This window comes from Kordiimonas gwangyangensis DSM 19435 = JCM 12864, from assembly GCF_000375545.1.
Lineage (GTDB): Bacteria > Pseudomonadota > Alphaproteobacteria > Sphingomonadales > Kordiimonadaceae > Kordiimonas > Kordiimonas gwangyangensis.
In genome coordinates this window covers 822,253-846,147 of the sequence record NZ_AQXF01000001.1, presented here as the reverse complement: position 1 = coordinate 846,147, position 23,895 = coordinate 822,253, and the positions used below count along the sequence as shown (strand labels likewise).

Here is a 23,895-nt window from a genome sequence, read left to right as displayed (position 1 = left end):
TTATCTCGCTGTTATGATCGGGATCTCTGAAAAGCTTACGCTTGATCCCTTTTGGCAGATATGACATTTTATTTATGATTTCTGCCAAAGGGCTAAAGCCATGAGCACCAAAAAGCTGGTTATTCTTTGTTTTGATCATGCCCAGATACTGGACGTGACCGGCCCCGCGCAGGTCTTTGCCTCCGTGAACAAAGCTTATGGCCGCGCGGAGTATGACATCACGCTGGCGAGCCCGGAGGGCACCTCCACCGCCATGTGCTGTGGCATCCGGCTTGAGACTGTGCCCTATACGGAGATAGCAGGCCCGGTACACACCTTCATTGTGGCAGGCGGTGACGGCATTCGGAAAGCCGCTGAAGACAACGCTTTGCGCGCATGGGTCAAAACCATGGCAGACGGGGCGGAGCGGGTGGCGAGCGTATGCACAGGCACATTCCTGCTTGCGGCGGCTGGCGTGCTTGCGGGCAAACGGGCGGCCACACACTGGCGCTCGACCCGCGCACTCGCGCGCCTTTACCCGGACATCAAGGTGGATGAGGAAGCGCTTTATGTGGAAGACGGGCGATTCTGGACCTCGGCTGGTGTGACCGCAGGTATCGACATGAGCCTTGCCATTGTGGAGCGCGACCATGGCCGCAAACTCGCCATGGAAATTGCCCGACGCCTTGTGGTTTATGCCCGCAGGCCTGGTTTCCAGAGCCAGTTCAGCGCGCTTCTTGAGGGACAAGTGAAAAGCACCTCGACGATTGCAAAGGCAGTAGACTGGATGAGCCAGAATATGGGCGGGAATATCAGCGTGACTGACGCCGCAGACGCTGCAGGCATGAGCGAACGCAGCTTCCACCGCAAGTTTGTCGCCGAGATGGGCACGACGCCCGCGCGTTACCTTGAGCGCCTGCGCCTTGATGCTGCCCGCGCGCTGCTGGAGAAGCCAGATATGCCGGTCAAATCCGTCGCCGCGTCATCTGGCTTCGGCTCGTCGGCCCGGCTTATTCAGGTGTTTGAAAAACGCTTCGGCCTCAGCCCCACGGCCTACCGCAAGCTGCACGGCATGCAGGCGTCAGTTTAATCCTTCAACCACGCCTGCCACTCAGGGCTTTCTTCCACAAGGCTTGCAACAAGCTCGTACCCCATCGCACCGGGGTGGGCACCGTCCGCAGCCATGGCTTCCTCGTGCCACATGGATGCGGCGTTCACGGCCTCAAAGATATTCACATAAGGCGTTTTATGAAGGCGCGTGAAGGTGATGAGCTGCCGCGCCATCTCGCCAATACGGGTGGTGGCCGCTTTGTCACCAGCGATGGGAAGCGGGCTCACGAACAGCACAGGTGCAACACGCGCCGCATCCACCATCAGGGTTTTGGCGATCTTGAGGCGGTCCACCTGCCCCACACGGATGCGCTTACGCTCGGTCAGCAAACAGTCATTGGCGCCAAAGGAGAATACAATACGGTCAAGGTGTGCGCCCTCGGCCTCACGCCGCCAGCGTGCGAGGATATCTTCCCCCGTGTCGCCGCCCACACCGAAGTTGATGGCGGTGATGCCCGCGCGCTCACACACGCGACCAACCCAGCCTTTGCCTTCAGGGTCGCCAATGCCAGCGATGAAACTGTCACCAAAAAAGCCGATGCGCATGGTCATTTCGCCGCCTTGGCGAGGCGCAGGAGCGCGCGCGCACAAATCACATCCGCCGGGTTGCCGGTGGTCTTGCAGTCAAGCTCGGCCTCAAGCAGGATTTCAAGCGCCATCTCGACCTTCCTTGTACCCCAGCGACTAACTTCGCCGACAAACCGGTCACGCTCACCAAAAAACACCGGCGGGCGCAGCTTGCCGACAGCATCGTTTGCGCTCATACCCTGTTCCATATAGCCACGCGCCAGATGGATACGCATCATGCGGTTCTGGAGCGTGCGGATGATGGCGATGGCACTTTCGCCTGCCGTCCACGCGCGCTCAAGGAAACGTTCAAGCTGCTTGAGGTTGCCTGCCGTCACCGCTTCCGCGATCTGGTTAAGGCCAAGCGCAGCCGTGTCGCCCACACAGGCCTTGGCATCCTCGATCGTTACCTGCCCACCGCCCGCGCCCATATAAAGCACCAGCTTGTCGAGCTCACTTCGCGAGACCATGCGGTCACCACCAAGGTTATCAACAAGGTAAGCCACCGCATCCTGTGTGGCACTGAGCCGTGCCTCTGAAAGCACCGACTGCACGAGGCCCATCAAGTCCTGCGCGCTGTCCTCGTAACAGGCGATGGCGATGCCGTTTTTGGCACCTTCCATGAGTTTCCTGAGGCTTGAAGTGGGCTTGAGGTCACCCGCTGTGATAACCAGAAGGCCATCACCGAGCTCACTATCCAGCACAAGCTTGACCGCATCTGTCGCCTCATTGCCTGCACCTTCAAGGCGGATGAGGCGCCTGCCGCCCATCATCGAAAGTGCGGCGACTTCGTCGAGCAGGATGCTCGGGCTTTCCTTGATGTCTGATGCTGTGGGGCGCGCGACCTGAAAGGGGTCAGAAAGGTCAGGCGTGATCTGCTTGCCGATCTTCTCGGCGCGCTCACGCACGAGGCCGTCATCCCGGCCGAAAATCAGCACCGCTCGAACCTTGGGGTCAAGCGACTTGAGGATCGCCGGTATGTCCCTTGGCTTCGGTTTCACTCTTCTGCGTCTGCTTTGCTGAAGTGGATGGCGAGGCGGCGGTGGATACGTTCCGCGAGCTCAAGCACAAGGCGGCGCGCGCTATCCTCACGCCGGGTCAGGATCGCATAGTCCGAAAGCACGAGGTCATAGGACGTGGTGGAGCGCATGTTTTCCTCAAATACCAGCCCCTCGCCGTTCAGGTCCACCAGTTTAACGGTTGCGAACATGGTCAGCTGTTCCTGCGTCGCGGCAGCGTCAGGGCGGATGCCGTAACCTTCGCTTTCCTGCGCGAGGCTGACCTCAAGCCGGTAACGCGGCACACCGCCGGTGTTCAGCCGGTCGAGAAGCCGGTTGCGCATCTGCTGGCCGAGGCGGTCCGGAATGGGTGCCACCTCGATACTGGCCAGATGCTCCTGCATTGCGCCCGAAGAACCGTCCGCCTCATAGAGCGGACGGAAACCGCATGCGGTCAGAAGAAGCAGGAGAGCAAACGCGCCAAGTTTTTTCATCAGCCTACCACGATGTTGACGATGCGGCCCGGCACCACAATGACCTTGCGGATCGTGCCTTCATCCGTGAACTTTTTCACATTCTCGGACGCGAGGGCGATTTTCTCAACCTCTTCTTTCGGCATGTCCTTGGGCACCTCAATGGTGTCACGCAGTTTGCCGTTCACCTGCACCGCCATCTTGACCGTGTCGTCCACGGTGAAAGCCTTCTCAGCCTTCGGCCACGGCGTGTTGGCAACCAGTTCCTTGTGACCAAGCTTCTTCCAAAGCTCTTCCGCGAGGTGCGGCATCATGGGTGCGACGAGCAGCACGAGCGCTTCAAGCGCCTCACGCAGTGCTTCGGGCGCGCCATCGCCGGTGCATTTGCCGCCCACGGCATTGGCGAATTCATAGAGGCGCGCAACGGCCTTGTTGAAGTGCAGGTTCTCGATATCCGCGGTCACACCTTCGATGGTCTTGTGTGTGGCTTTACGCAGATTTTCTGCCGTTTTCGAAAGCTCGGCAGGCGGTTTCACGCCGTACGCGCCAATCGGTGCCGGCGGCGTGTCCACAAGGCGGAATACACGCTGGGCAAAACGCCATGCGCCTTCAATGCCTGCTTCGGTCCAAAGGAGGTCCCGCTCCGGCGGGCTGTCCGAGAGCACAAACCAGCGCGCGGTATCAGCGCCGTACTGGTCGATGATGTCATCGGGGTCGACCACGTTTTTCTTCGACTTGGACATCTTCTCAATGCGGCCTTCGGTCACTTCAAGACCGTTATCCGACCGGTAGAGCGAGCCGTCATCCCGCGCACGCACCACTTCCGGGAACACCCATTCGTCGTCGCTGTCCTTGTAAGTGGCGTGAGTGACCATGCCCTGCGTGAACAGGCCGTCAAACGGCTCCGCGATATTGGTGCGGCCCACGTGCTTGAGCGCACGGGTGAAGAACCGCGCATAGAGGAGGTGCAGGATCGCATGCTCTACACCGCCAATATACTGTTTGACCGGGAGCCATTCGTTGACAACGTCGCTTTCAAACGGCGCGTCGGCGTCCGGCGTACAGAAGCGCAGGAAATACCAGGACGAATCGACAAATGTGTCCATCGTGTCGGTCTCGCGCACCGCTTTTTTGCCGCAGGACGGACATTTAGTGTGCTTCCAGGTCGGATGATGCTCGAGCGGGTTGCCCGGTTTGTCGAAGGAGACATCCTCCGGCAGTTTGACTGGCAGCTCGTCACTGGGCACCGGCACCACGCCGCAGTCGTCGCAGTGCACAAACGGGATCGGCGTGCCCCAGTAACGCTGGCGGGATACACCCCAGTCGCGCAGGCGGTAATTGACGGTACGCTCACCCCAACCTTCGGCTTCTGCCTTGTCGATCAGCGCCGCTTTGGCGTCCGCGGCATCCATGCCGTCGAGGAAGCGGCTGTTGAACATCTTGCCGGGGCCGGTGTAGGCCTCGGTGCCGATCTCATAAGTACTCGCGTCTTCGCCTTCCGGCAGCACCACCGGGATCACTGGCAGGTCGTATTTGCGGGCGAAATCAAGGTCGCGCTGGTCACCGGCAGGGCAGGCGAAAATCGCGCCCGTGCCATAATCCATCAGCACGAAGTTCGCCACATAGACCGGCAGCAGCCAATCCTTATCCAGCGGGTGGCGCACATGAAGGCCGGTGTTGAAGCCGCGCTTCTCTGCTTTCTCGATCGCCTCTTCCGTGGTGCCGGTCTTGCGGCACTCCTCGGCAAACGCCGCCAGTTCTGCGTTTTCTTCCGCCAGCTTCGCGGCAAGCGGATGGTCGGGCGCAATGGCACAGAAGCTCGCACCAAACAGCGTGTCGGGGCGGGTGGTGTAGACCGGCAGGGTCTCGCCGGTTTCCGCAATCTCGAAGCCGAATTTGAGGCCTTCCGAACGGCCGATCCAGTTTTCCTGCATCAGGCGCACTTTGTCGGGCCAGCGCTCAAGCGTCTTGAGACCATCGAGCAGCTCTTCAGCAAAATCGGTGATCTTGAGGAACCATTGGCTCAGTTTCCGGCGCTCAACCTGCGCGCCAGACCGCCAGCCCTTGCCGTCAATCACCTGCTCGTTCGCGAGCACGGTATTGTCCACAGGGTCCCAGTTCACCCAGCTTTCCTTGCGGTAGACAAGGCCCGCATTGAAAAAGTCGATGAAGATCTGCTGTTCTTTGCCGTAATACTCGGCGTCGCAGGTCGCGATTTCGCGGTCCCAATCAATCGCGAAGCCAACCTGCTTCAGCTGGTCGCGCATGTTGGCGATATTGTCATACGTCCAGTCAGCGGGGTGGACCTTGCGTTCCATCGCCGCGTTCTCCGCCGGCATACCAAACGCATCCCAACCCATGGGGTGCAGCACCTCATAGCCGTTTGCACGGCGGTAGCGCGCCACAACGTCACCTAGCGTGTAGTTCCGCACGTGACCCATATGGATACGGCCCGATGGGTAGGGGAACATCTCAAGCACATAATATTTGGGCTTGTCTGACTTGCTGTCCGTCTTGAAGGTTTTGCCCTCACTCCAGACTTTCTGCCATTTGGCTTCGGTGGCCTTAGCGTTATAGCGCGACATGTTTTTTGGTCTCGGTCAGGATGGCTGCCTGTGGTCAGGCGGCATGTTGTAAAACTGCAAGAGCCGGGCAAACGCCCGGCGCATGATGAAACTGGTATGGCCCGGCTGCGACCAGCCGGGGCGCAAGCCTTGGTTAGCCGCGTTTCGCGATGCGAAGCTGGCGGGCACGGGCGAGGATGGATTCCTCAACCTGAAGCTTGGTGGACGCCTGCACGGGCACCGTGAGCCACGCACCACCTTCTTCACGCTCCTGGCGCACGATGGAAACGCGGATCGCGTCCGAGCGCAGGTCTTCCGACAGGAACTGCACCGTGACTTTCACGCGCTCGTTCGGCGCATCAGCCGTGGAGTGCCAGTCGGTCGTGATAACACCGCCCGAAGGCTCAACCTGATCAAAAGGCATGAAGGACAGGGTGTCGAGCGTTGCCTGCCAGAGGTAACCGTTCACACCAATCGCTGTCGTGCGTGGGGCAAGCCCCGCGCCTTTGTCATCCTTGCCGCCAAACAATCCGGAACAGGCACCAAGCGCAAGTACAAGCGACAGCGCCATAACGGTCCGGGCAAAATTCTGCATGCTACACCCCGTAGATTCGTTTTTATCGTCACACGGGTGCTACACTCGAAATGTGGAGCAACCATGGCTTAATGCGGGTTATAGCGACCATAAAAGGCCCTGACCAGACAGAAAGTGGATGAAATAGTGGCAGCGAGGACACAGGCTGCCCTATTTTTGCCCAGCCATCTTGCATATTGGGGGCTAGAGTCCTTACCATGGAAGGAACGACGAGAGCGAGTCTCCCCAAGGTCATGAAGTACGTATTGAAATCGGTAATTGCCGCCCTGATGGTTTGCGGCACCTCAGTTGCCTCCGCAGCCGAGGATAAAGCTCGTTTTGAAGCGACCGGTTTCATGCAGAGCCTCGATCTCTTCATCGCCGAGCAGGTAGCAAAGATCCGCTCCACGGACGAAAAAGAAAAATCCGGTGAAATCAAGGACTTGGAACTGAGCCTGCGCGATACTTCTGGCGCGAAGGACAATGGTTTCTTTTACCTTCGCGACCGCAGCGCGCCGCAGCCCGGCATGGGTGTGATCGGTAATGCGGGCGAGCGCCCTGATTTCTCCTCGCTTCTCGCGCCTGACGGACTCGTGCGCGGTGCTTATGGCCAGGACCTGTTTGACGCGTCCTCGCGCACCGGGTTCAGCCTGCCGCTGAGCAGCAACCCGCATGCTGCCGGGCTTGAGATCTCGCTCGAGAGCAACTACCGGCTGTCGATGCAGGGTATCCCTTCGCTTTCGCCACTCGCGACCAGCGACATGGCGGAGCGGAACTATAATTTCGGCGTGACCGTTGGCTACTCCGGCTTCAATCTGGACGCGTCGATGATGCGCCAGGAAAGCCTTTTCGAGCGTGACATTTCCGGTTACGGCGTTGGCTTCTCCTACCAGGCGACAAGCTGGGCCGCGCGCCTCAGCCTCAATGAATACAAGGAAGGCGCAGACCTTTACGGCATTGAGAATGAAGCCCGCAACATCATCTCGGTTGAGCTTGGCGCGAGCTACCGCCTGTCCGGCAATATCGGCCTGCAGGGCGGCGTGCGCTACTATGACTATGGCAGCCGCATGATGCTGCACCCGGAAGCGGGCGAGAAGTCGCAGATGGTCTTCCTCGGCGGCAAGCTGAGCTTCTAAGCCCTTATTATCAATCAGATAATCCGTCTATCGCCGCAACACCGGCGAGACCTAAACCACGCAACACACGCCCTGTTCGCACGTTCACGCCACCGAGCGCAATGTGTGCGGAAAGTGTGCGGGATGTGAGCCGCGCATAACGGTGCGGGCCAAGGGTACGGGCATTCGCGTGGCTGCGCGTGCTAAACACCGGTGAAACAAGGATAAAATCCACGCCAAGCTGCTCCGCACGGCGCATGGCCAACTTGCCATGACAGGCCGCGGTCACAAGGCGAAAACCACTGAGTATGTGGCGCGCGCCAAGCATATACTCCGGCAGGTGAACACCGTCCGCGCCCACGCGCCGCGCCAGCGCCACATCGCCTGCAACCAGCAGAAACTGGCCATTTTTATGGGTGATGGCGCGCAGCTCACGCGCATAAGCCTCCCGGTCCGGATGCTCATAATCACGGCAGATAACGATGCTGCCCTGGGGCAGTTTTGCGATCACTTTGGCAGGGTCCGGCACGCGTGCGGCATCTGTGCAAAAGACGAGCATGTCCACACCCGCCGCTTTGGCGAGCGGATGAAAACGGAACTGCCGATTTTTTTCGCGCATGAACTTGACCATAGCCGTGTGGTAGCACATAGGGTGCATAAGCCAAATATGAACCTTATAGCCCCCGGGAAGGCCGCTGCCATGATGCCTGACATCAAAGCCAATATCGACGCTGTCCGCCACGAGATTGAACGCACTTGCAAACATGTGGACACCGCCATTAACCAGCCAAAGCTGATTGCGGTCTCCAAGGTGCAGCCGATCGAGAAAGTACGCGCCGCGCTTGAGGCCGGGCACCGGGTGTTTGGCGAAAACCGGGTCCAGGAAGCGGAAGAACGCTGGGGGGAGCTTAAGCCCGACTATAAGGATGTGGAACTACACCTGATTGGTGGCCTGCAAACCAACAAGGCCTCAAATGCGGTCGCACTTTTTGACGTAATCCACTCGGTTGACCGCCTCAAGCTCGCAAAAGCGCTCGCGGGCGAGATGGAGAAGCAGGGTAAAAAGCTGCCGGTCTATATCCAGGTGAATACGGGGCGTGAGGAACAGAAGGGCGGCTGCGCGCTTGAGGAACTGCCGGAGCTACTGGCAGGCTGCAAGGCGCTTGGCCTTGAGGTTGTCGGCCTGATGTGCATCCCACCCGCAAACGAGGACCCAACCATGCACTTCGCGCTTCTCAAGAAGCTGGCGAAACGCCATGGGCTGCCGCGCCTGTCAATGGGGATGAGCGGGGATTATGCCTTAGCTGCCGCCATGGGCGCGACGGACATCCGTGTCGGCACCGCCATCTTTGGCGCGCGCGACTACCGCTAACCGATTTTGAGGCTATCGTCAGGGCCGACCTGCCGCAGGAAGCGGGTGAGGTCTTTGAGGGTGAGCGCAACGCAGCCTTCCGTGGGCGTATAGCCTTCCCGCGCTACATGCATGAAAATGGCGCTGCCAAGGCCCTTGATCACCGGGCTGTCATTGTGGCCAATGACCACCACCACATCATAGACATCGTCATCGCGCCACATCTTCTCATGGCTTGGGCCGAAGGGCAGGCGCACGAGCCTGTTGTAGTGCGCACTTGAAGCGTCATCACACCAGCCATAGTCCGGCTTCAGCATACCAACCGGCACGCCTGACATGGGGCGTGGGACCTTGTCTGGCCGATAATAAACCTGCCGGAACGGATAGGTGCCCATGGGGCTGGCGCCGTCACCCTCGCGCTTGGCGTCCGCCGGGATCATGCCGGTGCGGCCAAGTGCACAGGGTGCATCATACATGGGGCCGATAAGCCGCCCGCGCCTTGGGTCGTCTTCACTTTGAATGACGGTCCAGACTGTCATGGCTTAAAGAAGATGCCCGGTGCGGGCCTTCTTGGTGGCGAGGTAATTTTCATTATGCGGGTTGGTGGGGAACTTGTGCGCCACACGCTCCGCCACTGTCACGCCAAAACGCTCAAGCCCCGCGACCTTGTCCGGGTTGTTGGTCATCAGCCGCACGGCTGGGAAACCAAGTGCCTTGAGCATCTCTGCCGCTGGCGCAAAAACCCGCTCGTCCACATCGAAACCGAGGCGCGTGTTGGCGTCCACGGTGTCATAACCCTGGTCCTGCAGCGCATAGGCCTTCAGTTTGGAGATAAGCCCGATGCCCCGGCCTTCCTGCGCGAGGTAAAGGAGCACACCACCGCCTGCTTCGCCAATCGCCTTGATGGCGCCGCGCAGCTGTTCGCCACAGTCACACTTGAGCGAGCCCAAGAGATCACCAGTGAAACATTCGCTGTGGATACGCATCAAGACCGGGTCATGCCGGTTCGGCTCACCAATCACGATGGCGATATGCTCAATGCCGCCCACGAGCGGACGGAAGGAAACAAGACGAGTATTCTCCGCCCCCGCAAGCGGCACACGGGCCGAGGCCACCTGCCGCAGCTTGGCGGCTTGCGTATAGTCCGCCTCAAGCGCCACCGTCGCGGGTACACTCAGGAAGCCATGTTCACTCGCGAAGCCAAGCGGCACTTCCGCCGCCACCACCGCCGGCAACAGCCGCGCCCATTTGACCAGCTTCACCGCCGCACGGTCCACCGCTTCATCCGGGTGATTGAGCCGCTTGAACGGGCCCTTGAGCGGGGTGGAAAGATCGAGCGTCGGGTCGGCCATCGCCACAATATCCGCCGCACTCATCCAGGCGGGGCGCGCGATACGCACCACCGGCCAGTCTTCGCCCGCCACCTTGAGGCTGGCGGCGCGGTTGTTGGTCAGCAGGATGAAGGAGCCCTCAGTGAACTCGTCAAAACGCGCGAGCGAAGGGGTGTTCGCAAGCTCCGCCGGGATCAGCGCAACCGCACGGCTGCCGTCCGACACCACGGCCATATAGCCGCGGCGCAGGTCGTCTGCGGCACGCTCAAGCGTCAGGAGGTCCTTGTCCAAATCTGTCATGCACCCTCATATAGGGGAAAATGCGACAATGTCAGTACTGGATTTCGCTTATCCGTCACGACATGATCAATCAAATGTGAGTGTGTGTGATGGTACGAAAGCTTTCGGCTTCTTATATAGGGCTGGTTAACGCATACTGGAAAATAATTTTCTACCCGCACGCGGAGGAGTGAAAAATATGGCTGTGAGGAAACTGCTTCTTGTTGATGACGACGTGGACCTTCGTGAAGGCCTTGCGGACCAGCTCGCGCTTTGTGATGAGTTTTCCACGACGGAGCAGGGCAACGCCGCCGACACGCTCGCCTTCCTCAAGGACAATCAGGTTGATATGATCATCCTTGATGTGGGCCTGCCGGACATGGATGGCCGTGAGCTCTGTAAACGTATCCGCAAGCAGGGCATCTCGGTGCCGATCCTGATGCTGACCGGCAACACGTCCGACGCGGACACCGTGCTCGGCCTTGACGCTGGCGCCAATGATTATGTCACCAAGCCGTTCAGCTTCACTGTGCTGCTCGCCCGCATCCGCGCCCATTTCCGCCAGTATGAACAAAGCGAAGACGCCACCTTCGACATCGGCCCCTACCAGTTCCGCCCCTCAGGCAAGATTCTCGAGGAAAAGGAAAACGGCAAGAAGGTGCGCCTGACCGAGAAAGAGACCGCGATCCTCAAGTATCTTTACCGCGCCAACGGCAAACCCGTGGGCCGCGAGGAACTGCTGACGGAAGTGTGGGGCTATAACTCGGGCGTCACCACCCACACCTTGGAGACCCACGTATACCGCCTGCGCCAGAAGATCGAACCGCAACCCAACCTTGCGCGCATCCTGATTACTGAGCCGGGAGGCTACAGCCTGCAGGGGCTGGGGGCTTAACGGCTACCCCAACTCAAACGTGGTGATGCCGAATATCTTCTCGTTGGCGATGTCGGGCATGCCCTTCTGGTACATGCGCGCGGTGGCGAAGACTTTTTCCATGCCGTAGCGGGTGGCGAGGCTCACTGCCGCCGGGTTATTTTCCGGCGTGTCGAGGATGATGAGCGCGCCTTTGATGTCCGCCTGCAGCGCATCGAAGAGCGCCCCCGCAATCTCCGCATCATCAGCGAACAGCGGGCCGACCTTGTAGCCCTCCCGGCACTTGCGGCGCACGGCATAGCCCTTCACTGCGCCGTCTTCCACATAAGCCACTGTGCGGGCTTCCTGTTGGCCAAGCCAGGCGTTCAGGAACGCGTCCCGGTGCGCAGGAAAACACTGGCGATCATAGGCGCGGATGGTGGCGAGGCTTGTGGGGCCGAGGTCTATGATAGCGGACGCGATAGCACCGCTTGCATTGGCTTCACCGTGGAAGCGGCAGTTCTCATAGAAGGCCGTGTAGCCGATGCGCTCGTAAATTTTCACATTCTCGAGCACGCCATCGATGCCCACATTGCGGTCGCCGCAGTAGGCGAGGCGGGCTTTTGTGAGCGCGAGGCCATAGCCCTTGCCGCGGTGTTCGGGGGCCACGATATAAAGCCCGCAGAAAGCGTAGCTGTCATCATAACAAACCGCACTGCCGGTCGCGACGGTCTCGCCACTCAGCACACCTTTGAAAAAGCCGGTCGGGTCAGCCTGATAGAAGCAGGCGGCGTCATTCAGGCCGGGGTTCCAGCCCTCACGCGCCGCCCATTCGATCGCGGTTTCCACGTCATCGCGGGTCATTGTTTCAATGTGGTACTCACCCGCCATGGCCTTGCTCGCTTGTTCCTAGAATTTGAAATCCACCAGTACCGGCGCGTGGTCGCTTGGCTTCTCCCAGCCCCGTGCGCCGCGCAGCACTTCCATATGCACCGGCGTGTGCTTCAGGCTGGGGCTGACCCACACGTGGTCGAGCCTGCGGCCTTTGTCAGCCGCATCCCAGTCACGCGCGCGGTAAGACCACCAGCTAAAGAGCTTCTCGGGCAGCGGGGTAAATTCGCGCATCACATCGACCCAGTCATGGGCTTTCATCATCGCGATCATGCCTTCGGTCTCGATCGGTGTGTGCGATACGACCTTGAGGAGTTTCTTGTGGTCCCACACGTCATTCTCGTGCGGCGCGATATTGAGGTCCCCCACCAGAATGCTGGGTTCCTTCAGTTCCTTCGACCAGGTGGTCATCTCTTCCACAAACTTCAGCTTGTGGGCGAATTTGTCGTTGATCAGCGGGTCCGGCTCATCACCGCCTGCGGGCACATAGAAGTTATGGAGCGTCGGCCCTTCCTTCAGCTTGATGGCGATATGGCGCGCGTCGCCCATGCCGCACCAGTCGATATGGAAGCTGTCATCAAAGGGTGCCTTGGCGACCGTGGCCACACCGTGGTGACCCTTCTGGCCATGGATGGCGAGATGGGGCATGCCCATATCCTCGAAGAAGCCGCGCGGGAACATGTCGGTCTGTACCTTGATTTCCTGCAGGCACAGCACGTCGGGGTTATACTCCTCGATGAGTTGGCGCACGATATCAAGCCGTGCCCGGACCGAGTTGATGTTCCAAGTGATGATGCGCATGAAGGCCTCCCCGCCAGAATGTGTTTTTGCCGAATTTTTTATCAGAATATCAGGAAACTATTGCCAATCACGCCGATAGGCCAGCGCCCTTTTTCAAAGAGCTGGAAGCGCAGCACAAAGGGATGATCCTCATCCGCACCCGTGATCGCGGCGAGCGTGGCCTGATACACAGCCTGAACGGCAGCGCCCGAGACCGCGCGCACAAACTCTTCGTCAAAGATGCGAAGCTCCTGGGCTGCTTCCATCGCTGCCTGCTCAATGGCCTCAGACGTTTCGGTCGCCACATGGGTCATGACCATCTCGAGCGTCTGCTCGTCAAGCACATCCAGTGCATCGTCGGTGAGGGCCGCGCGCAGTTGCTCTTCCGCTTCCCAGGCCGGGCTGTTGATTTCGGTATTCTCGGCGGCATCGGCGGCTTCTTCCCAGTCGGCGAGGAAAGCGGGGTCCGCTTCGGGGAAACCGAGCGCGTCGACGTAGGCGCGGGCGATGTCGACTGTGCGGCGGTCAGGGTCTTCACCAAGCGCCCTGAACCAGTGCACACTTGTCGCCAGCTTGAGGAAGGGTGCGACCGCCTTCAGCCCCGGCGATTCTTCAAAAAGCTCGGAAATATCGTCTTCTTCGATCGTCATTTTCAGCCTTTTTCCTGCATGATTCCCACGTGAGATATAGGCAAAGGCCTAGCCCGCACAAGAGGTGCGCGCAAGCGGAAATGCGGGACGAACGCGAAAGATCAGGCCAAAAGTCAGGCCAGAGATCACGGACGAACGCGGCGGCGTTTTGAAAGCCCGCGCGGGTCCTCGAAGGTCCAGAGCTTGTCTTCAATGTCCACATTGATCTGCGGGTCGCGGATTTCCACATAGGTCACCCGGTCCTCCGCGTCCACCACCGCCCAAGAGGTCAGCTGCAGGCCGCCCTTGGTGTCGTTGATCTTGCGGAAATAGAGCGTGATGGTGCCAAGCTCGGGCCGGTCGTTATCCTGCGCCGTCAGCGCAATCACGCCCTTGGCGCCCGCGGGCTCAAGCTCGATATGCGCACCAAGCGCGGCGAGGTCGACCGAGTTGCCGAGGAGCGCACGAAGCGGCGTGTCCTTGACCGGCCACTTGCTCACCTGCCCGATTTCATAGTCGACAAAATTGAGCGTCTTACCGTCCGCCACCACAAGGAAGGGTGTGTCGTCGGTATAGTCGAAGCGGATATAACCGGGACGCTCAAGGTATAGCGTGCCTTCCGCCACCGTGCCGTTAGGGCTGTGCTGGCGGAACTTGGCCTTGATGCTGGTGACCGCCTTCATATAGTCCTGAATGTCGCCAAGCGCGCGCAGGTTCTGGTCCCCCGGCAACACTTTTTCCTCGAGTGGCGGCAGCTCGTCCTCCACCTTCTGCTGCGCGGCGGCAGGCAGGCTGAGGGCCATCATGAGCGAAAACATCACGCCAAAGCGCATTCATCTATCCTTCACTGGAGAGGCGAAAAGGCCCCTCTTTTAAAATTCTTCGTCGCGGTCCGGCACCAGCACTTCGCGCTGGCCCTTATGGTTGGGCGCACTGATGACGCCTTGGTCTTCCATTTCCTCAATGATCGAGGCCGCCTTGTTGTAACCGATCTTGAGCCGGCGCTGGATATAGCTTGTCGACGCGCGTTTGTCGCGGATCACAATGGCCACCGCCTGATCATAGAGGCTGTTGTCATCATCACTACCACCGCCAGATGGACCGGGGATGAACGGACTGTCAAAGCCCTCTTCAGGTTCTTCGGTCACTTCCGAAAGATACTCGGGCGCGCCCTGTTTCTGCAGGTGGGTAACAACCTTTTCCACTTCCTGGTCGGCGACAAAGGCACCGTGCACCCGCGTGATGCGTCCGCCACCGGCCATGAACAGCATGTCCCCCATGCCCAGAAGCTGCTCCGCCCCTTGTTCACCAAGGATGGTGCGGCTATCGATTTTCGAGGTTACCTGGAAACTGATACGCGTCGGGAAGTTGGCCTTGATGGTGCCGGTGATCACATCCACCGATGGGCGCTGGGTCGCCATCACAAGGTGGATGCCCGCCGCCCGCGCCATCTGCGCGAGGCGCTGCACTGTGGCTTCCACATCCTTGCCCGCCACAAGCATCAGGTCGGCCATCTCGTCGATCACGATCACGATGAAGGGCAGCGGCTGGAAGTCGAACTCCTGCTGCTCCATAACCGGCTGGCCGGTTTCCTTGTCGAAGCCGGTTTGTACTTCGCGCGACAGCCGCTCGCCATTTTCGCGCGCTTCCTGAATGCGTTTATTGAAGGCCGCGAGGTTGCGCACGCCAAGCTTGGACATATTCCGGTAACGCTCTTCCATCTCCCGGACCGCCCACTTGAGCGCGACCACAGCCTTCTTCGGCTCGGTCACCACAGGGGTCAGGAGGTGCGGGATACCGTCATAAACCGAAAGCTCGAGCATCTTGGGGTCGACCATGATGAGGCGCAGGCTTTCCGGGCTATGCCGGTAGAGAAGCGACAGGATCATGGTGTTGATACCGACCGACTTACCGGAACCGGTGGTCCCCGCGACAAGGAGGTGCGGCATCGAGGCGAGATCCGCCACTACCGGCGCGCCGCCAATGTCCTTGCCGAGCACAACCGGCAGCCGCGCCTTGGTGGCTTCATAGTCGCGGCTCGCCAGCAGTTCCCGCAGGAAGACGGTCTGGCGGTCGCTGTTCGGTAGTTCGATACCAATGGCGTTCCGGCCCGGCACCACCGCCACACGGGCGGAGATGGCGCTCATCGAGCGCGCGATATCGTCAGCAAGGCCAATCACGCGAGCAGACTTGGTGCCGCGCGCGGGCTCTAGCTCGTAAAGCGTGACCACAGGGCCGGGGCGCACGTCATTGATGTCACCCTGCACGCCGAAATCATCCAGCACACCCTCAAGCATGCGGGCATTCTGCTCGAGCGACTCTTCGCTGATACGGCCCAGTTTCTCGGGCGGCGGCGGTGGTGCCAGCAGTTCAAGCGGCGGCAGGCCAAAGTCGCCCGCATCACCGAAATCGAGCACCGTTTGCGCTTCCTTGGTTTCGCGCCTGCCGCGTTCAGGCTTGGCCTGCGGTTTGACGCGTTTCTCCGGCACCACAGGCTTTTTCGCCTTGGGCCGGCGCGGTGCCAATGGTTCGCGGGTCTCATTCACCTCGAACGGCGGTTCATCATCGTCGATATAGTCTTCCCGCGCATCCGAGCGGCGGAAGACGGCGGAGAAGGTCGCCGCAACACCGCTCGCGATCATGCGGCCAGTCCACGCGAGGCCGCGCCCCATATTGGTGATCCCCCACCAAAGCGCGCGGCCAATACGCGCCCACTCTTCTTTTGTAAAAGCAAAAGTGAAGGCATAGGCCGGAATGCCAAGTACCGCGAACACAAGGCCATACACCCACGCCGGGATGACAAAACCGGCAAAAAGCTCAACAAGCAGCAGATAGAGCCGCTGGCCAAGCGCGCCGCCATAGCCCGCCTGCACGACAAAGTCAGGCGCGGGGGCAACCACACTTAGCGCGATAGCGATAAGGATAAGGCTGACCGGCACAAAGGTGAGGTTGAGCCAGAACTGCGGCAGCCACTTGAGCCACAAGAGCTTGAAGCCCCAAAGTGCGATGGGAAGCGGCAGCAGGTAAGCGGCAAGCGCCAATGTCTGCATCAGCACGTCGGCGATGTTGGCACCGTATGCACCAAGCCAGTTGGTGGCCTCCCGCGTGGCTTCATTATTGATGGTGGGGTCGGCCGGGTTATAGCTGATGAGCGAGACAAGCACACTGAGCGCAAAGGCGATGAGCGCGAGGCCGAGCGCACGCCATGCGGTGCTTTTGAGAAAGACGACAAAAGCCGGTGGCAACAAGGGTGCCTTGTCTTTTGCCGATTTAGCCGTTTTTGCCCCCGTGGCGGCTTGCCTACGCGCTGACACTGATCTGTTGCTCCCTCGGGCTTCACCCGTCTTGCCCGGCGCACCCCAAACAAAAAGAGAGCGGCCAGGGCAATGTTCTTGTCCTGTTCGCTGCACTTTAATGCGGGACAAGGGTCTAGGACAAGAGCGGCAATTTCATGGCAGCAATTTATCGGCCAAAAAGGTGGCAAAATCCTGTGCTGCGGCATCAGGTCCCTTTACAACCAGGCGCGCGCGGGCCTACATGAAGACCAAGGAGACAGGCTATGGCGGCGAAGAAAAAGCAGACGGAAATCTCGTGCGACGTGACCATCGTGGGCGGCGGGCTTGCGGGCCTGACGGCGGCCATCGGCCTCGCGCAGGAAGGGTTCGAGGTTGCGGTCATCGACATGGCACCGAAGGGCGACCTGACGGCGGTAAGCTATGACGGCCGCTCAAGCGCACTTGCCTATGCCTCCTGCCAGCTTTTTGAGGCGCTTGGTATATGGAAACATATGGAGCCCTTCGCACAGCCGATCCTCGAGATCCGCGTGTCGGATGGCCCGTCGCTCCTGCACCTGCATTTCGACAATGAAACACTTGGCGATGGCCCTCTTGGCCATATGGTCGAGAACCGGCACACCCGCCTCGCGCTTTTCAAGCGGCTTGAGGAGATGGAAGGCATCCACCTGCTCGCACCCGAGAAGGTCGCGAAGATCGAGCGCAACAGTGCCCGCGCGACCGTCACGCTCGAGAGCGGCACCGTGATCCACGCGCCGCTCCTGCTTGGCATTGACGGGCGCGGCTCGATTGTGCGCAAACACGCTGGCATGGCGGTGTCAAAAATCGATTACCAGCAGCACGGTATCGTATGCTCGGTTGAGCACGAGTTCAGCCACTGCGGCATCGCACATGAACGCTTCCTGCCTTCAGGCCCCTTTGCGATCCTGCCGCTCACTGGCAACCGGTCTTCGCTTGTGTGGACAGAGAAGAGCCATCTGGTTGAGACCATCATGGGCCTCTCCGAGCGCGCGTTTGAAAGCGAAGTAAGCCGCCGCATCCGTGACTTCCTTGGTGAAGTAAAAGTCATTGGCGGGCGCTGGGCGTACCCCTTGAACCTGCAGTACACACAAGAGTATGTCGCCGAACGCCTCGCGCTCGTCGGCGACGCCGCACACGGCATCCACCCCATTTCGGGGCAAGGCCTCAACCTCGGCATCAAAGATGTTGCGGTGCTCATTGAGGTACTGACCGACGCACGACGCGTGGGACTTGATATCGGCTCCACTGTCGTGCTGGAGAACTATGGCCGCTGGCGCACCACCGATAATGCCAGCGTCTACGCCATCACCGACATTTTCAACCGCCTGTTCTCGAACGACATCGGGCCGGTCAAGCTGGTGCGGGACCTTGGCATGGCCGCGATCAACGAAGTGACGCCGCTCAAGAATTTCTTCATGAGCCATGCACGCGGCACGGTGGGTGAGCTCCCGAAACTGTTACGCGGCGAGCGGCCCTGATTGCTGCTATAATGCGGTCATGGCAAAAACCCACGAGCATAACGACAGCCACCATGACGCCCGTGAGGGCGAAAGCGCGCCGCAGCCGAGGGCGCGGCGCTTGCATTTTGACGCCACGCTATATGCCCACCGCTCGCTGAAGAAAAAGAATTTCAACCGCATGATTGGCGTGCTGGCCGCTTTCTGTGTGTTTGCCGCCATCCGCTTCATCATGATTGGGGCCTGGCCGGTGGTGATTTTCGTTGCGATCGACCTAATTGCGCTGTGGCTGGCGTTTTTCCTAAACTACCGTTCTGCACAGCGCTTTGAGACAGTGCAGCTTACCGACACGGACCTGCTCCTCACCCGTGTTCACCCGAACGGCCGCTCTGAAACCTGGCGGTTCGAGCCTTATTGGGCGCAGGTGAAATTGAGAAAACTGGGCGGAGACGATAATGAACTCTCTCTGCGCTCTCATGGCGAACAGGTGGTATTTGGCCGCTTCATGCTCCCGGCAGAGCGCAAGGGGTTTGCACGTTCACTTGAAGGCGCGCTGGCGCAGTGGCGGCACCGTATTCCCATCGACGAGATCGTCTGATCAGTCTGCCTTGCAGTAAACCTGCGCGATGGTACGGTCCGCCCGCAAGCGGTTGCCTTTCTCTGCAAAGTTTTCCCGCGTTACACCGCCTGAGAGCGCGTGTTGCACATCGCCCCGTTCGGTGTTGAGGAAACCTGTGTCGCCAAAAACCCGCGGATGGGTGGTATAGACGCGGCCACGACGCGGCGCACCTGCTACCACAGTTCCCACCACAAAGCCCTCACTATCAAAAACCGGCCCCCCTGAGATGCCGCCAAGCGACCCGGCGAAGGCGGGTTTGCGCTCGCGCTCGACCCAGGCGATGACCGGTTCGCGCATGCGGTAGCGCCCCACCGAGCGCATTTCGGTTGCGCCAACCACTGTGGCGCGTACATCAGCGGGGCTACCTTGCGGGAAGCCCATCATAAAGCCGTCTTCGCCCCGCTTCGGGCTGCGGCGCGAGAGGGCAACATAATCCGGTTTCAAGCGGGCAGCGCGCACGACCGCGAAATCTCGGTTCTGTTCCGATGTTGCGGATGTGACTGGCTCTAGCGTGCGCGAACCCCGAACAAGGAACACTTTGCCGCACCCATCCACCACATGCCGGGCGGTGATGAAGGTGCCATTGCTGTCCACAGCGAAGGCCGTTCCGACACCGTTTTTCACCTCGGCATCCAATTCCACCACAACAGTACCACGGTCGTTACCTGGAAGGGGCTCTCCTTCTGGCACCAATACCGGCGTATCGGGCTCTGACGGCAGGCCGGGCGCGGGCCGGCGCGGGCCATCACCACCTTCCGCCGCGTAGCGGATGATGACGACAACAATGATCAGCAGATACAGGAAAACTTCCCGGCTCAGTCGCATTGGCCCACCCTAGGTCCGCTAACCCGCAATGGCGGCTGCGTTGATAAAGGCTGTCGCCAGCTTGAAGGAGACGAGAATAACCGCAGCCCCCATTTCACCCGCCTCAATACGGCGGGAGATGTCCTTGAGCACAAGGTCAACGATGCGGAAGGCAACAATTTGCAGCACAAAGGCGACAATGCCCCAGATAACAAGGTCCCAGAGCGTCACGGATGCCGCGAGCGAAAAAGCAATAGGCAGGGCAAGACCGACGATGGCACCGCCAAGCGAAAGGGCCGCTGCTACATTGCCTTCACGGATGAGCTTGATCTCGTCATGCCGCGTGAAGCGCATATAAATGGCTATACCAAGCGCCAGCAGCACAAGGCTGGTGGCTGAGTGCACCAGAAAGACAGGAAAGCCTTCCTGCAAGGCAAGCAGTGCTTCTTCCATTTTATTCCCCCTTATCTTGGCGGCCTAGAGGCCAAGCACATCCTTCATCGAATAACGCCCCGGCTTCTGGACCGCGAGCCACGCGGCCGCCTTGACGGCACCAGCGGCAAAAAGCCCCCGATTTTCCGCCTTGTGCGACAGCACGAGCCGCTCATTCGCGCTTGCGAAGATCACTTCATGTTCGCCGATCACGCTGCCGCCCCGAAGCGCTGCAAAACCGATTGAGCCTTCCTTGCGTTCGCCCGTGAGGCCCTCACGTGCAGGTGTGCGCACCTCGCCAAGCGGTTTGCCGCGCCCGTCGGCGGCGGCTTCACCAAGCATGAGCGCTGTGCCCGAGGGCGCATCCACCTTGTGGCGGTGGTGCATTTCAAGAATATCGATATCCCAATCAGTCCCGAGCTTTGACGCGGCTTCGCGCACCAGCGCCATCAGCAAATTGACACCAAGCGAATAATTGCCCGCCTGCATCACGGGTACTACCTCTGCGGCCTTATTGAGTGCCGCTTCGTCCGCACTGCTAAGACCCGTAGTGCCCACAACGATGCCCTTGCCGTGTTTGGCGGCCAGCGCTGCATGTTCAGCCGTCGCGCCCGGCGGCGTGAAGTCAATGACCACGTCGGCTTCCGCGAACACCTGAGCTGCGGCGGAGACAAGCGAAGCATCCGCACCCGGATATGGCTTGCCGACCTGCGTGTGGTCCGGACGGTCGCACACAGCCACAAGCTCCATGCCATCAGCCTCAATCACCTCGGCAGCAATTGCGCGGCCCATGCGGCCCATCGCACCCAGAATGCCAATTTTTACCAGTGCCGCCATCGCTCGCCCTTCCGTAAAATACTGTGTCTCTTTGCTATCAGGCAGTGGGGCAAAAGAAAAGGCCGGGCGATACCCGGCCTTCTGCATTTTTGCTTTTGCGCTGGTTTAGAAACGCGCGGTCAGGTCAATGCCCCACGTGCTCGGTTCCATGAGCGTAGCACGCGGTGCACCGAAGGTATCAACCGCCAACCCGCTCGCGCCACCACGGTAGCGGTGGCCAAAGATATTGCGGGCAAAGAGCGAGATGCTGAGGTCATCATCCGGGTTCGACCATGTCACACGCGCGTTGGTGAAGTTCCTCGCCTCACCGGTTTTCCATGTGACACCGCCCCACGTAACGGTGCCGCAAGTGCCGTCGCCGATACATTCACCGTTTTCACGGCGCGCACTGGTGTAGCTGTGGTCCGCATGGAAGGTGATGGCACCCACCGTGTCACCAAGTGACATGGTATAGTCACCACCGAAGGACACGCGGGTGGATGGTTCGCCGGTCGGGTCACCAACGGCACTATCACCGCAGCTTTCCGTACAGGTGATGTCCTGATAGCCGCCGTTCGCGAAGAAACGCAGGCCCGCGAGCGGAATCCAGAGCATTTCCACATCAAGACCCTTGCCGGAGACATCCTGGTTCTGGGTGACATATTGCGGCACGCTGGCGCCGTCTACGTCCACAAGACGGATCGACTGCTTGTCATTATACTTATACTTCCAGACAGCCGCGTTGAACCGCACCCGGTTATCGAACCACTGCGACTTGATACCAGCCTCGATGTTCCAGACTTTCTCATTGTCGAAATAGCTGTTCACCTCAACCGAGTTGAAGCCACCCGCCTTGTAGCCCCGCGCGTAGGACGCGTAGAACATGGCGTCGTCACTGAACTGATAGTCGATGGCGACACGTGGGCTCAGGTCATCCCAGCTGTCCTTCCTGGTGTAGTGAACGCCTTCAAGCCCGCCGACATCAAAGACGATATCGCCTGACGCGGTTGGCCCGAGGAACTGCTGGAAAATGCCCGTAAGGATCTGCTGGTGGATGTCAGCAAGATTACCCACACCGGGGATATCAAGCCGCTCGTAACCGGAGATTTCACGGCGGCCGTTGTACCACTCCCACGATTTTTCATCGCGCGTGTAGCGTACACCGGCGTTGACGTTGAACCGGTCTGTGACTGCATAGGTCACGTCCGCGAAGGCAGCGTATGCCTTGAAGGTGCCCTCACCATACATGGTTTCGGTCCATGTGCGGCCACTCATGGTGGTCAGACCAAGGTTGGCGATATCTTCAAGCGAGAGCGCCGGCAGGCTGCCGTCAAAGCAGTTGAGCGGCGTGTTGTTGAAGGAAATGAAGCCACCGAGCGAATCCAGGAACAGGCTCTCGCACGCGTTGATACCGTCCGTCGGGTCAAAACTGGCTGCCAGCACGCCCGGTGTGATGCCGATGTTATAGAGAACCGTATCGATGCTATCGAGCGTCGCATGGGTCTGGGACTGTTGCTTCGCGTTTTCCCAATAGTAGCTGAGGCCCGTGGTCCACGTGAGCGGACCGTTCACACCGTTGAGGCGCAGTTCCTGATAGAAATGCTCGTTCTCTTCCACGTTGTCGGTATCAAAGTAGAAATCCGGATCGGCGGTGCCGTCCTCGTCCTGCAGGTTGTTCGAGGTGAACTTCTTGAAGGCCGAAATAGATGTCAGGGTCGCCCAACCGAAATCATGGGTGATGTTAAGCGTGATGCCGTCAAGATCACGGTTTTCTTCGCCGTTACCGATATCGCTGGCGATGGGGCCAAACGGATTGGCACCGCCGACACTGCGTGCATCGCGGAAGAAATTCCAGTCCGCATTCGGGTTGGAAGGTGAGTAGCCAAACGCCCCAAAGCCCGCATAAATGGCGGGAAGCGGAATACCGTAGAGCACATCAAGCGGCGTTTCCTTGGTGATGGGCAAGCCGAATAGCGGCGCGACAGCGGCAAGGAAATCGCCGTGACCCGGCAGGTCGCCCACAGTTTCAGCGCCCACTGGCGCGCGCAGCTTGCCATTTGAGACACCAAGGATGGGTTGATCCTCATCCTGTTCGGTGTGGTCAAACTCATAGGCGAGATTGACGGCGGTTCGGTCGTTCGGTTCCCAGCGGAACTGCACCCGGCCGGTCACGTTGTCTTGACGGCCATAATCCTCGCCGGTAATCGCATCCTTGACGTAGCCGTCCTGCTTGTTGACCAGAAAGTTCGCGCGCATGGCGATGGTGTCAGTAAGCGGCAGGTTGATCATGCCGTCAAATTGGCGTTTGTCGAAACGACCATAGCGCAGACGCACCTGGGCTTCGGTTTCGTCCATCACCGGTTTTCTGGTGATGACCGAGATGGCACCCGCTGCGGTGTTACGACCAAAAAGCGTGCCTTGCGGGCCCTTCAGCACCTCAACGCGCTCAATATCCGAGAAGAAGACGATCGCCGCGCCCGAACGGGAGGCATAAACGCCGTCAACAAACAAGCCAACGGCAGGGTCGGTGCCCACACCGAAGTCGCTGGTTTCAACACCGCGCAGGCGGAAACGCGGCTGGGTAACACCGTCGATCTCGAGGCCTGGCGTGTAGGCGGTGATATCACGCAGGTCCTCTGCGGCGATGGTTTGTAGAAAATCGCCGGAGAAGGCGTTCAGGGTAATCGGCACATCCTGCGCGGACTGTTCGCGCTTCTGTGCGGTTACCGTGATTTCCTCAAGCGTGAAGCTGGTGTCGTCCTGTGCGGACGCCTGCATGCTCACGGCACCAAGCGCACCGGCGCTCGCGCTCAAAAGCAGCAGGCTTTTAAGGTAACTGTTGGTCATGGGCTCCCCTCCCGATATGGCGGCACTCTGGCAGGCCGCGATGATTTAGTCCCCTACAGGCGGACGCGCCCCCCACTTGAGCGCAGCGCCTGTTTCCTCACTGTTACTCAGT

Annotated in this window: 23 protein-coding genes; 6 read left to right on the top strand and 17 right to left on the bottom strand. The window is 59.8% G+C overall.

The window, feature by feature from the left end:
• Positions 1-100: 100 nt before the first annotated feature.
• Complete coding sequence (locus B150_RS0104030) at positions 101-1,069, top strand: GlxA family transcriptional regulator (protein WP_020398604.1); 969 nt, start codon at positions 101-103, stop codon at positions 1,067-1,069.
• Here B150_RS0104030 and B150_RS0104025 read toward each other — a convergent pair.
• From B150_RS0104025 to B150_RS0104005, 5 genes are all read right to left on the bottom strand, one after another.
• Positions 1,066-1,641, bottom strand: coding sequence for a GDSL-type esterase/lipase family protein (locus tag B150_RS0104025; protein ID WP_020398603.1), 576 nt, complete (start codon positions 1,639-1,641; stop codon positions 1,066-1,068). The two genes, B150_RS0104030 and B150_RS0104025, sit on opposite strands and share 4 nt — an antisense overlap.
• Positions 1,638-2,657: a DNA polymerase III subunit delta gene (gene holA, locus B150_RS0104020; RefSeq protein ID WP_020398602.1), complete on the bottom strand. Its 1,020-nt coding sequence runs from the start codon at positions 2,655-2,657 to the stop codon at positions 1,638-1,640. Before holA ends, B150_RS0104025 begins: the two co-directional genes overlap by 4 nt.
• On the bottom strand, positions 2,654-3,148 hold the full coding sequence (gene lptE / locus B150_RS0104015; RefSeq protein WP_020398601.1) for an LPS assembly lipoprotein LptE: 495 nt from the start codon (positions 3,146-3,148) through the stop codon (positions 2,654-2,656). The genes holA and lptE overlap by 4 nt, the downstream gene beginning before the upstream one ends.
• On the bottom strand, positions 3,148-5,712 hold the full coding sequence (gene leuS / locus B150_RS0104010) for a leucine--tRNA ligase (protein WP_020398600.1): 2,565 nt from the start codon (positions 5,710-5,712) through the stop codon (positions 3,148-3,150). Before leuS ends, lptE begins: the two co-directional genes overlap by 1 nt.
• A gap of 133 nt (positions 5,713-5,845) precedes the next feature.
• A complete protein-coding gene (locus B150_RS0104005; protein ID WP_020398599.1) occupies positions 5,846-6,286 on the bottom strand; it encodes a DUF3576 domain-containing protein in 441 nt (146 codons plus the stop codon).
• Positions 6,287-6,531: 245 nt separating this feature from the next.
• Here B150_RS0104005 and B150_RS0104000 point away from each other — a divergent pair, with 245 nt between their 5' ends.
• Positions 6,532-7,401, top strand: coding sequence for a porin (locus tag B150_RS0104000; RefSeq protein ID WP_162139646.1), 870 nt, complete (start codon positions 6,532-6,534; stop codon positions 7,399-7,401).
• A 10-nt stretch (positions 7,402-7,411) separates the two neighbouring features.
• Here B150_RS0104000 and B150_RS0103995 read toward each other — a convergent pair whose 3' ends face one another.
• Complete coding sequence (locus B150_RS0103995; protein ID WP_202899795.1) at positions 7,412-7,999, bottom strand: thiamine phosphate synthase; 588 nt, start codon at positions 7,997-7,999, stop codon at positions 7,412-7,414.
• Between the two features lie 81 nt (positions 8,000-8,080).
• Here B150_RS0103995 and B150_RS0103990 point away from each other — a divergent pair, with 81 nt between their 5' ends.
• Positions 8,081-8,752, top strand: a complete 672-nt coding sequence (locus B150_RS0103990) for a YggS family pyridoxal phosphate-dependent enzyme (protein WP_020398596.1) — start codon at positions 8,081-8,083, stop codon at positions 8,750-8,752.
• On the opposite strand, the gene B150_RS0103985 is transcribed toward B150_RS0103990, so the two are convergent.
• Positions 8,749-9,270, bottom strand: a complete 522-nt coding sequence (locus B150_RS0103985; protein ID WP_155859919.1) for a L,D-transpeptidase family protein — start codon at positions 9,268-9,270, stop codon at positions 8,749-8,751. The two genes, B150_RS0103990 and B150_RS0103985, sit on opposite strands and share 4 nt — an antisense overlap.
• Positions 9,271-9,273: 3 nt before the next feature.
• Positions 9,274-10,362, bottom strand: coding sequence for a GTP cyclohydrolase II (ribA, locus tag B150_RS0103980; RefSeq protein ID WP_020398594.1), 1,089 nt, complete (start codon positions 10,360-10,362; stop codon positions 9,274-9,276).
• Positions 10,363-10,540: 178 nt separating this feature from the next.
• Here ribA and B150_RS0103975 point away from each other — a divergent pair, with 178 nt between their 5' ends.
• Positions 10,541-11,236, top strand: a complete 696-nt coding sequence (locus B150_RS0103975) for a response regulator transcription factor (protein ID WP_020398593.1) — start codon at positions 10,541-10,543, stop codon at positions 11,234-11,236.
• A gap of 3 nt (positions 11,237-11,239) precedes the next feature.
• On the opposite strand, the gene B150_RS0103970 is transcribed toward B150_RS0103975, so the two are convergent.
• The 5 genes from B150_RS0103970 to B150_RS0103950 form a co-directional block, all read right to left on the bottom strand.
• Complete coding sequence (locus B150_RS0103970; protein ID WP_020398592.1) at positions 11,240-12,085, bottom strand: GNAT family N-acetyltransferase; 846 nt, start codon at positions 12,083-12,085, stop codon at positions 11,240-11,242.
• A gap of 18 nt (positions 12,086-12,103) precedes the next feature.
• Entirely contained in the window at positions 12,104-12,886 is a 783-nt protein-coding gene (xth, locus tag B150_RS0103965) for an exodeoxyribonuclease III (RefSeq protein WP_020398591.1), read from the bottom strand.
• A gap of 41 nt (positions 12,887-12,927) precedes the next feature.
• Complete coding sequence (locus tag B150_RS0103960; RefSeq protein WP_020398590.1) at positions 12,928-13,515, bottom strand: hypothetical protein; 588 nt, start codon at positions 13,513-13,515, stop codon at positions 12,928-12,930.
• 125 nt (positions 13,516-13,640) lie between these two features.
• Positions 13,641-14,327: a LolA family protein gene (locus tag B150_RS0103955; RefSeq protein ID WP_020398589.1), complete on the bottom strand. Its 687-nt coding sequence runs from the start codon at positions 14,325-14,327 to the stop codon at positions 13,641-13,643.
• A 39-nt stretch (positions 14,328-14,366) separates the two neighbouring features.
• Positions 14,367-16,739: an FtsK/SpoIIIE family DNA translocase gene (locus B150_RS0103950; protein WP_020398588.1), complete on the bottom strand. Its 2,373-nt coding sequence runs from the start codon at positions 16,737-16,739 to the stop codon at positions 14,367-14,369.
• Between the two features lie 314 nt (positions 16,740-17,053).
• Here B150_RS0103950 and B150_RS0103945 point away from each other — a divergent pair, with 314 nt between their 5' ends.
• Both B150_RS0103945 and B150_RS0103940 read left to right on the top strand, forming a co-directional pair.
• Positions 17,054-18,286: a UbiH/UbiF/VisC/COQ6 family ubiquinone biosynthesis hydroxylase gene (locus tag B150_RS0103945; protein ID WP_020398587.1), complete on the top strand. Its 1,233-nt coding sequence runs from the start codon at positions 17,054-17,056 to the stop codon at positions 18,284-18,286.
• Between the two features lie 19 nt (positions 18,287-18,305).
• Positions 18,306-18,863 carry a DUF2244 domain-containing protein gene (locus B150_RS0103940; RefSeq protein WP_020398586.1) on the top strand — a complete coding sequence of 186 codons (558 nt, stop codon included), beginning with the start codon at positions 18,306-18,308 and terminating at the stop codon, positions 18,861-18,863.
• Here B150_RS0103940 and B150_RS22125 read toward each other — a convergent pair whose 3' ends face one another.
• The 4 genes from B150_RS22125 to B150_RS0103920 form a co-directional block, all read right to left on the bottom strand.
• Complete coding sequence (locus tag B150_RS22125; RefSeq protein WP_020398585.1) at positions 18,864-19,709, bottom strand: S1 family peptidase; 846 nt, start codon at positions 19,707-19,709, stop codon at positions 18,864-18,866.
• Between the two features lie 18 nt (positions 19,710-19,727).
• Positions 19,728-20,141: a DUF350 domain-containing protein gene (locus tag B150_RS0103930; protein ID WP_020398584.1), complete on the bottom strand. Its 414-nt coding sequence runs from the start codon at positions 20,139-20,141 to the stop codon at positions 19,728-19,730.
• 24 nt (positions 20,142-20,165) lie between these two features.
• On the bottom strand, positions 20,166-20,957 hold the full coding sequence (gene dapB / locus B150_RS0103925; RefSeq protein WP_020398583.1) for a 4-hydroxy-tetrahydrodipicolinate reductase: 792 nt from the start codon (positions 20,955-20,957) through the stop codon (positions 20,166-20,168).
• A 105-nt stretch (positions 20,958-21,062) separates the two neighbouring features.
• Positions 21,063-23,783, bottom strand: a complete 2,721-nt coding sequence (locus B150_RS0103920) for a TonB-dependent receptor (protein WP_020398582.1) — start codon at positions 23,781-23,783, stop codon at positions 21,063-21,065.
• Positions 23,784-23,895: the final 112 nt, after the last annotated feature.

Coding starts and splice junctions, on each gene's coding strand:
- B150_RS0104030 (WP_020398604.1), top strand. CDS start 101: ATGAGCACCAAAAAGCTGGTTATTCTTTGTTTTGATCATGCCCAGATA.
- B150_RS0104025 (WP_020398603.1), bottom strand. CDS start 1,641: ATGACCATGCGCATCGGCTTTTTTGGTGACAGTTTCATCGCTGGCATT.
- lptE (WP_020398601.1), bottom strand. CDS start 3,148: ATGAAAAAACTTGGCGCGTTTGCTCTCCTGCTTCTTCTGACCGCATGC.
- leuS (WP_020398600.1), bottom strand. CDS start 5,712: ATGTCGCGCTATAACGCTAAGGCCACCGAAGCCAAATGGCAGAAAGTC.
- B150_RS0104005 (WP_020398599.1), bottom strand. CDS start 6,286: ATGCAGAATTTTGCCCGGACCGTTATGGCGCTGTCGCTTGTACTTGCG.
- B150_RS0103995 (WP_202899795.1), bottom strand. CDS start 7,999: ATGCGCGAAAAAAATCGGCAGTTCCGTTTTCATCCGCTCGCCAAAGCG.
- B150_RS0103990 (WP_020398596.1), top strand. CDS start 8,081: ATGATGCCTGACATCAAAGCCAATATCGACGCTGTCCGCCACGAGATT.
- B150_RS0103985 (WP_155859919.1), bottom strand. CDS start 9,270: ATGACAGTCTGGACCGTCATTCAAAGTGAAGACGACCCAAGGCGCGGG.
- ribA (WP_020398594.1), bottom strand. CDS start 10,362: ATGACAGATTTGGACAAGGACCTCCTGACGCTTGAGCGTGCCGCAGAC.
- B150_RS0103975 (WP_020398593.1), top strand. CDS start 10,541: ATGGCTGTGAGGAAACTGCTTCTTGTTGATGACGACGTGGACCTTCGT.
- B150_RS0103970 (WP_020398592.1), bottom strand. CDS start 12,085: ATGGCGGGTGAGTACCACATTGAAACAATGACCCGCGATGACGTGGAA.
- xth (WP_020398591.1), bottom strand. CDS start 12,886: ATGCGCATCATCACTTGGAACATCAACTCGGTCCGGGCACGGCTTGAT.
- B150_RS0103960 (WP_020398590.1), bottom strand. CDS start 13,515: ATGACGATCGAAGAAGACGATATTTCCGAGCTTTTTGAAGAATCGCCG.
- B150_RS0103955 (WP_020398589.1), bottom strand. CDS start 14,327: ATGCGCTTTGGCGTGATGTTTTCGCTCATGATGGCCCTCAGCCTGCCT.
- B150_RS0103945 (WP_020398587.1), top strand. CDS start 17,054: ATGGCGGCGAAGAAAAAGCAGACGGAAATCTCGTGCGACGTGACCATC.
- B150_RS0103940 (WP_020398586.1), top strand. CDS start 18,306: ATGGCAAAAACCCACGAGCATAACGACAGCCACCATGACGCCCGTGAG.
- B150_RS22125 (WP_020398585.1), bottom strand. CDS start 19,709: ATGCGACTGAGCCGGGAAGTTTTCCTGTATCTGCTGATCATTGTTGTC.
- B150_RS0103930 (WP_020398584.1), bottom strand. CDS start 20,141: ATGGAAGAAGCACTGCTTGCCTTGCAGGAAGGCTTTCCTGTCTTTCTG.
- dapB (WP_020398583.1), bottom strand. CDS start 20,957: ATGGCGGCACTGGTAAAAATTGGCATTCTGGGTGCGATGGGCCGCATG.
- B150_RS0103920 (WP_020398582.1), bottom strand. CDS start 23,783: ATGACCAACAGTTACCTTAAAAGCCTGCTGCTTTTGAGCGCGAGCGCC.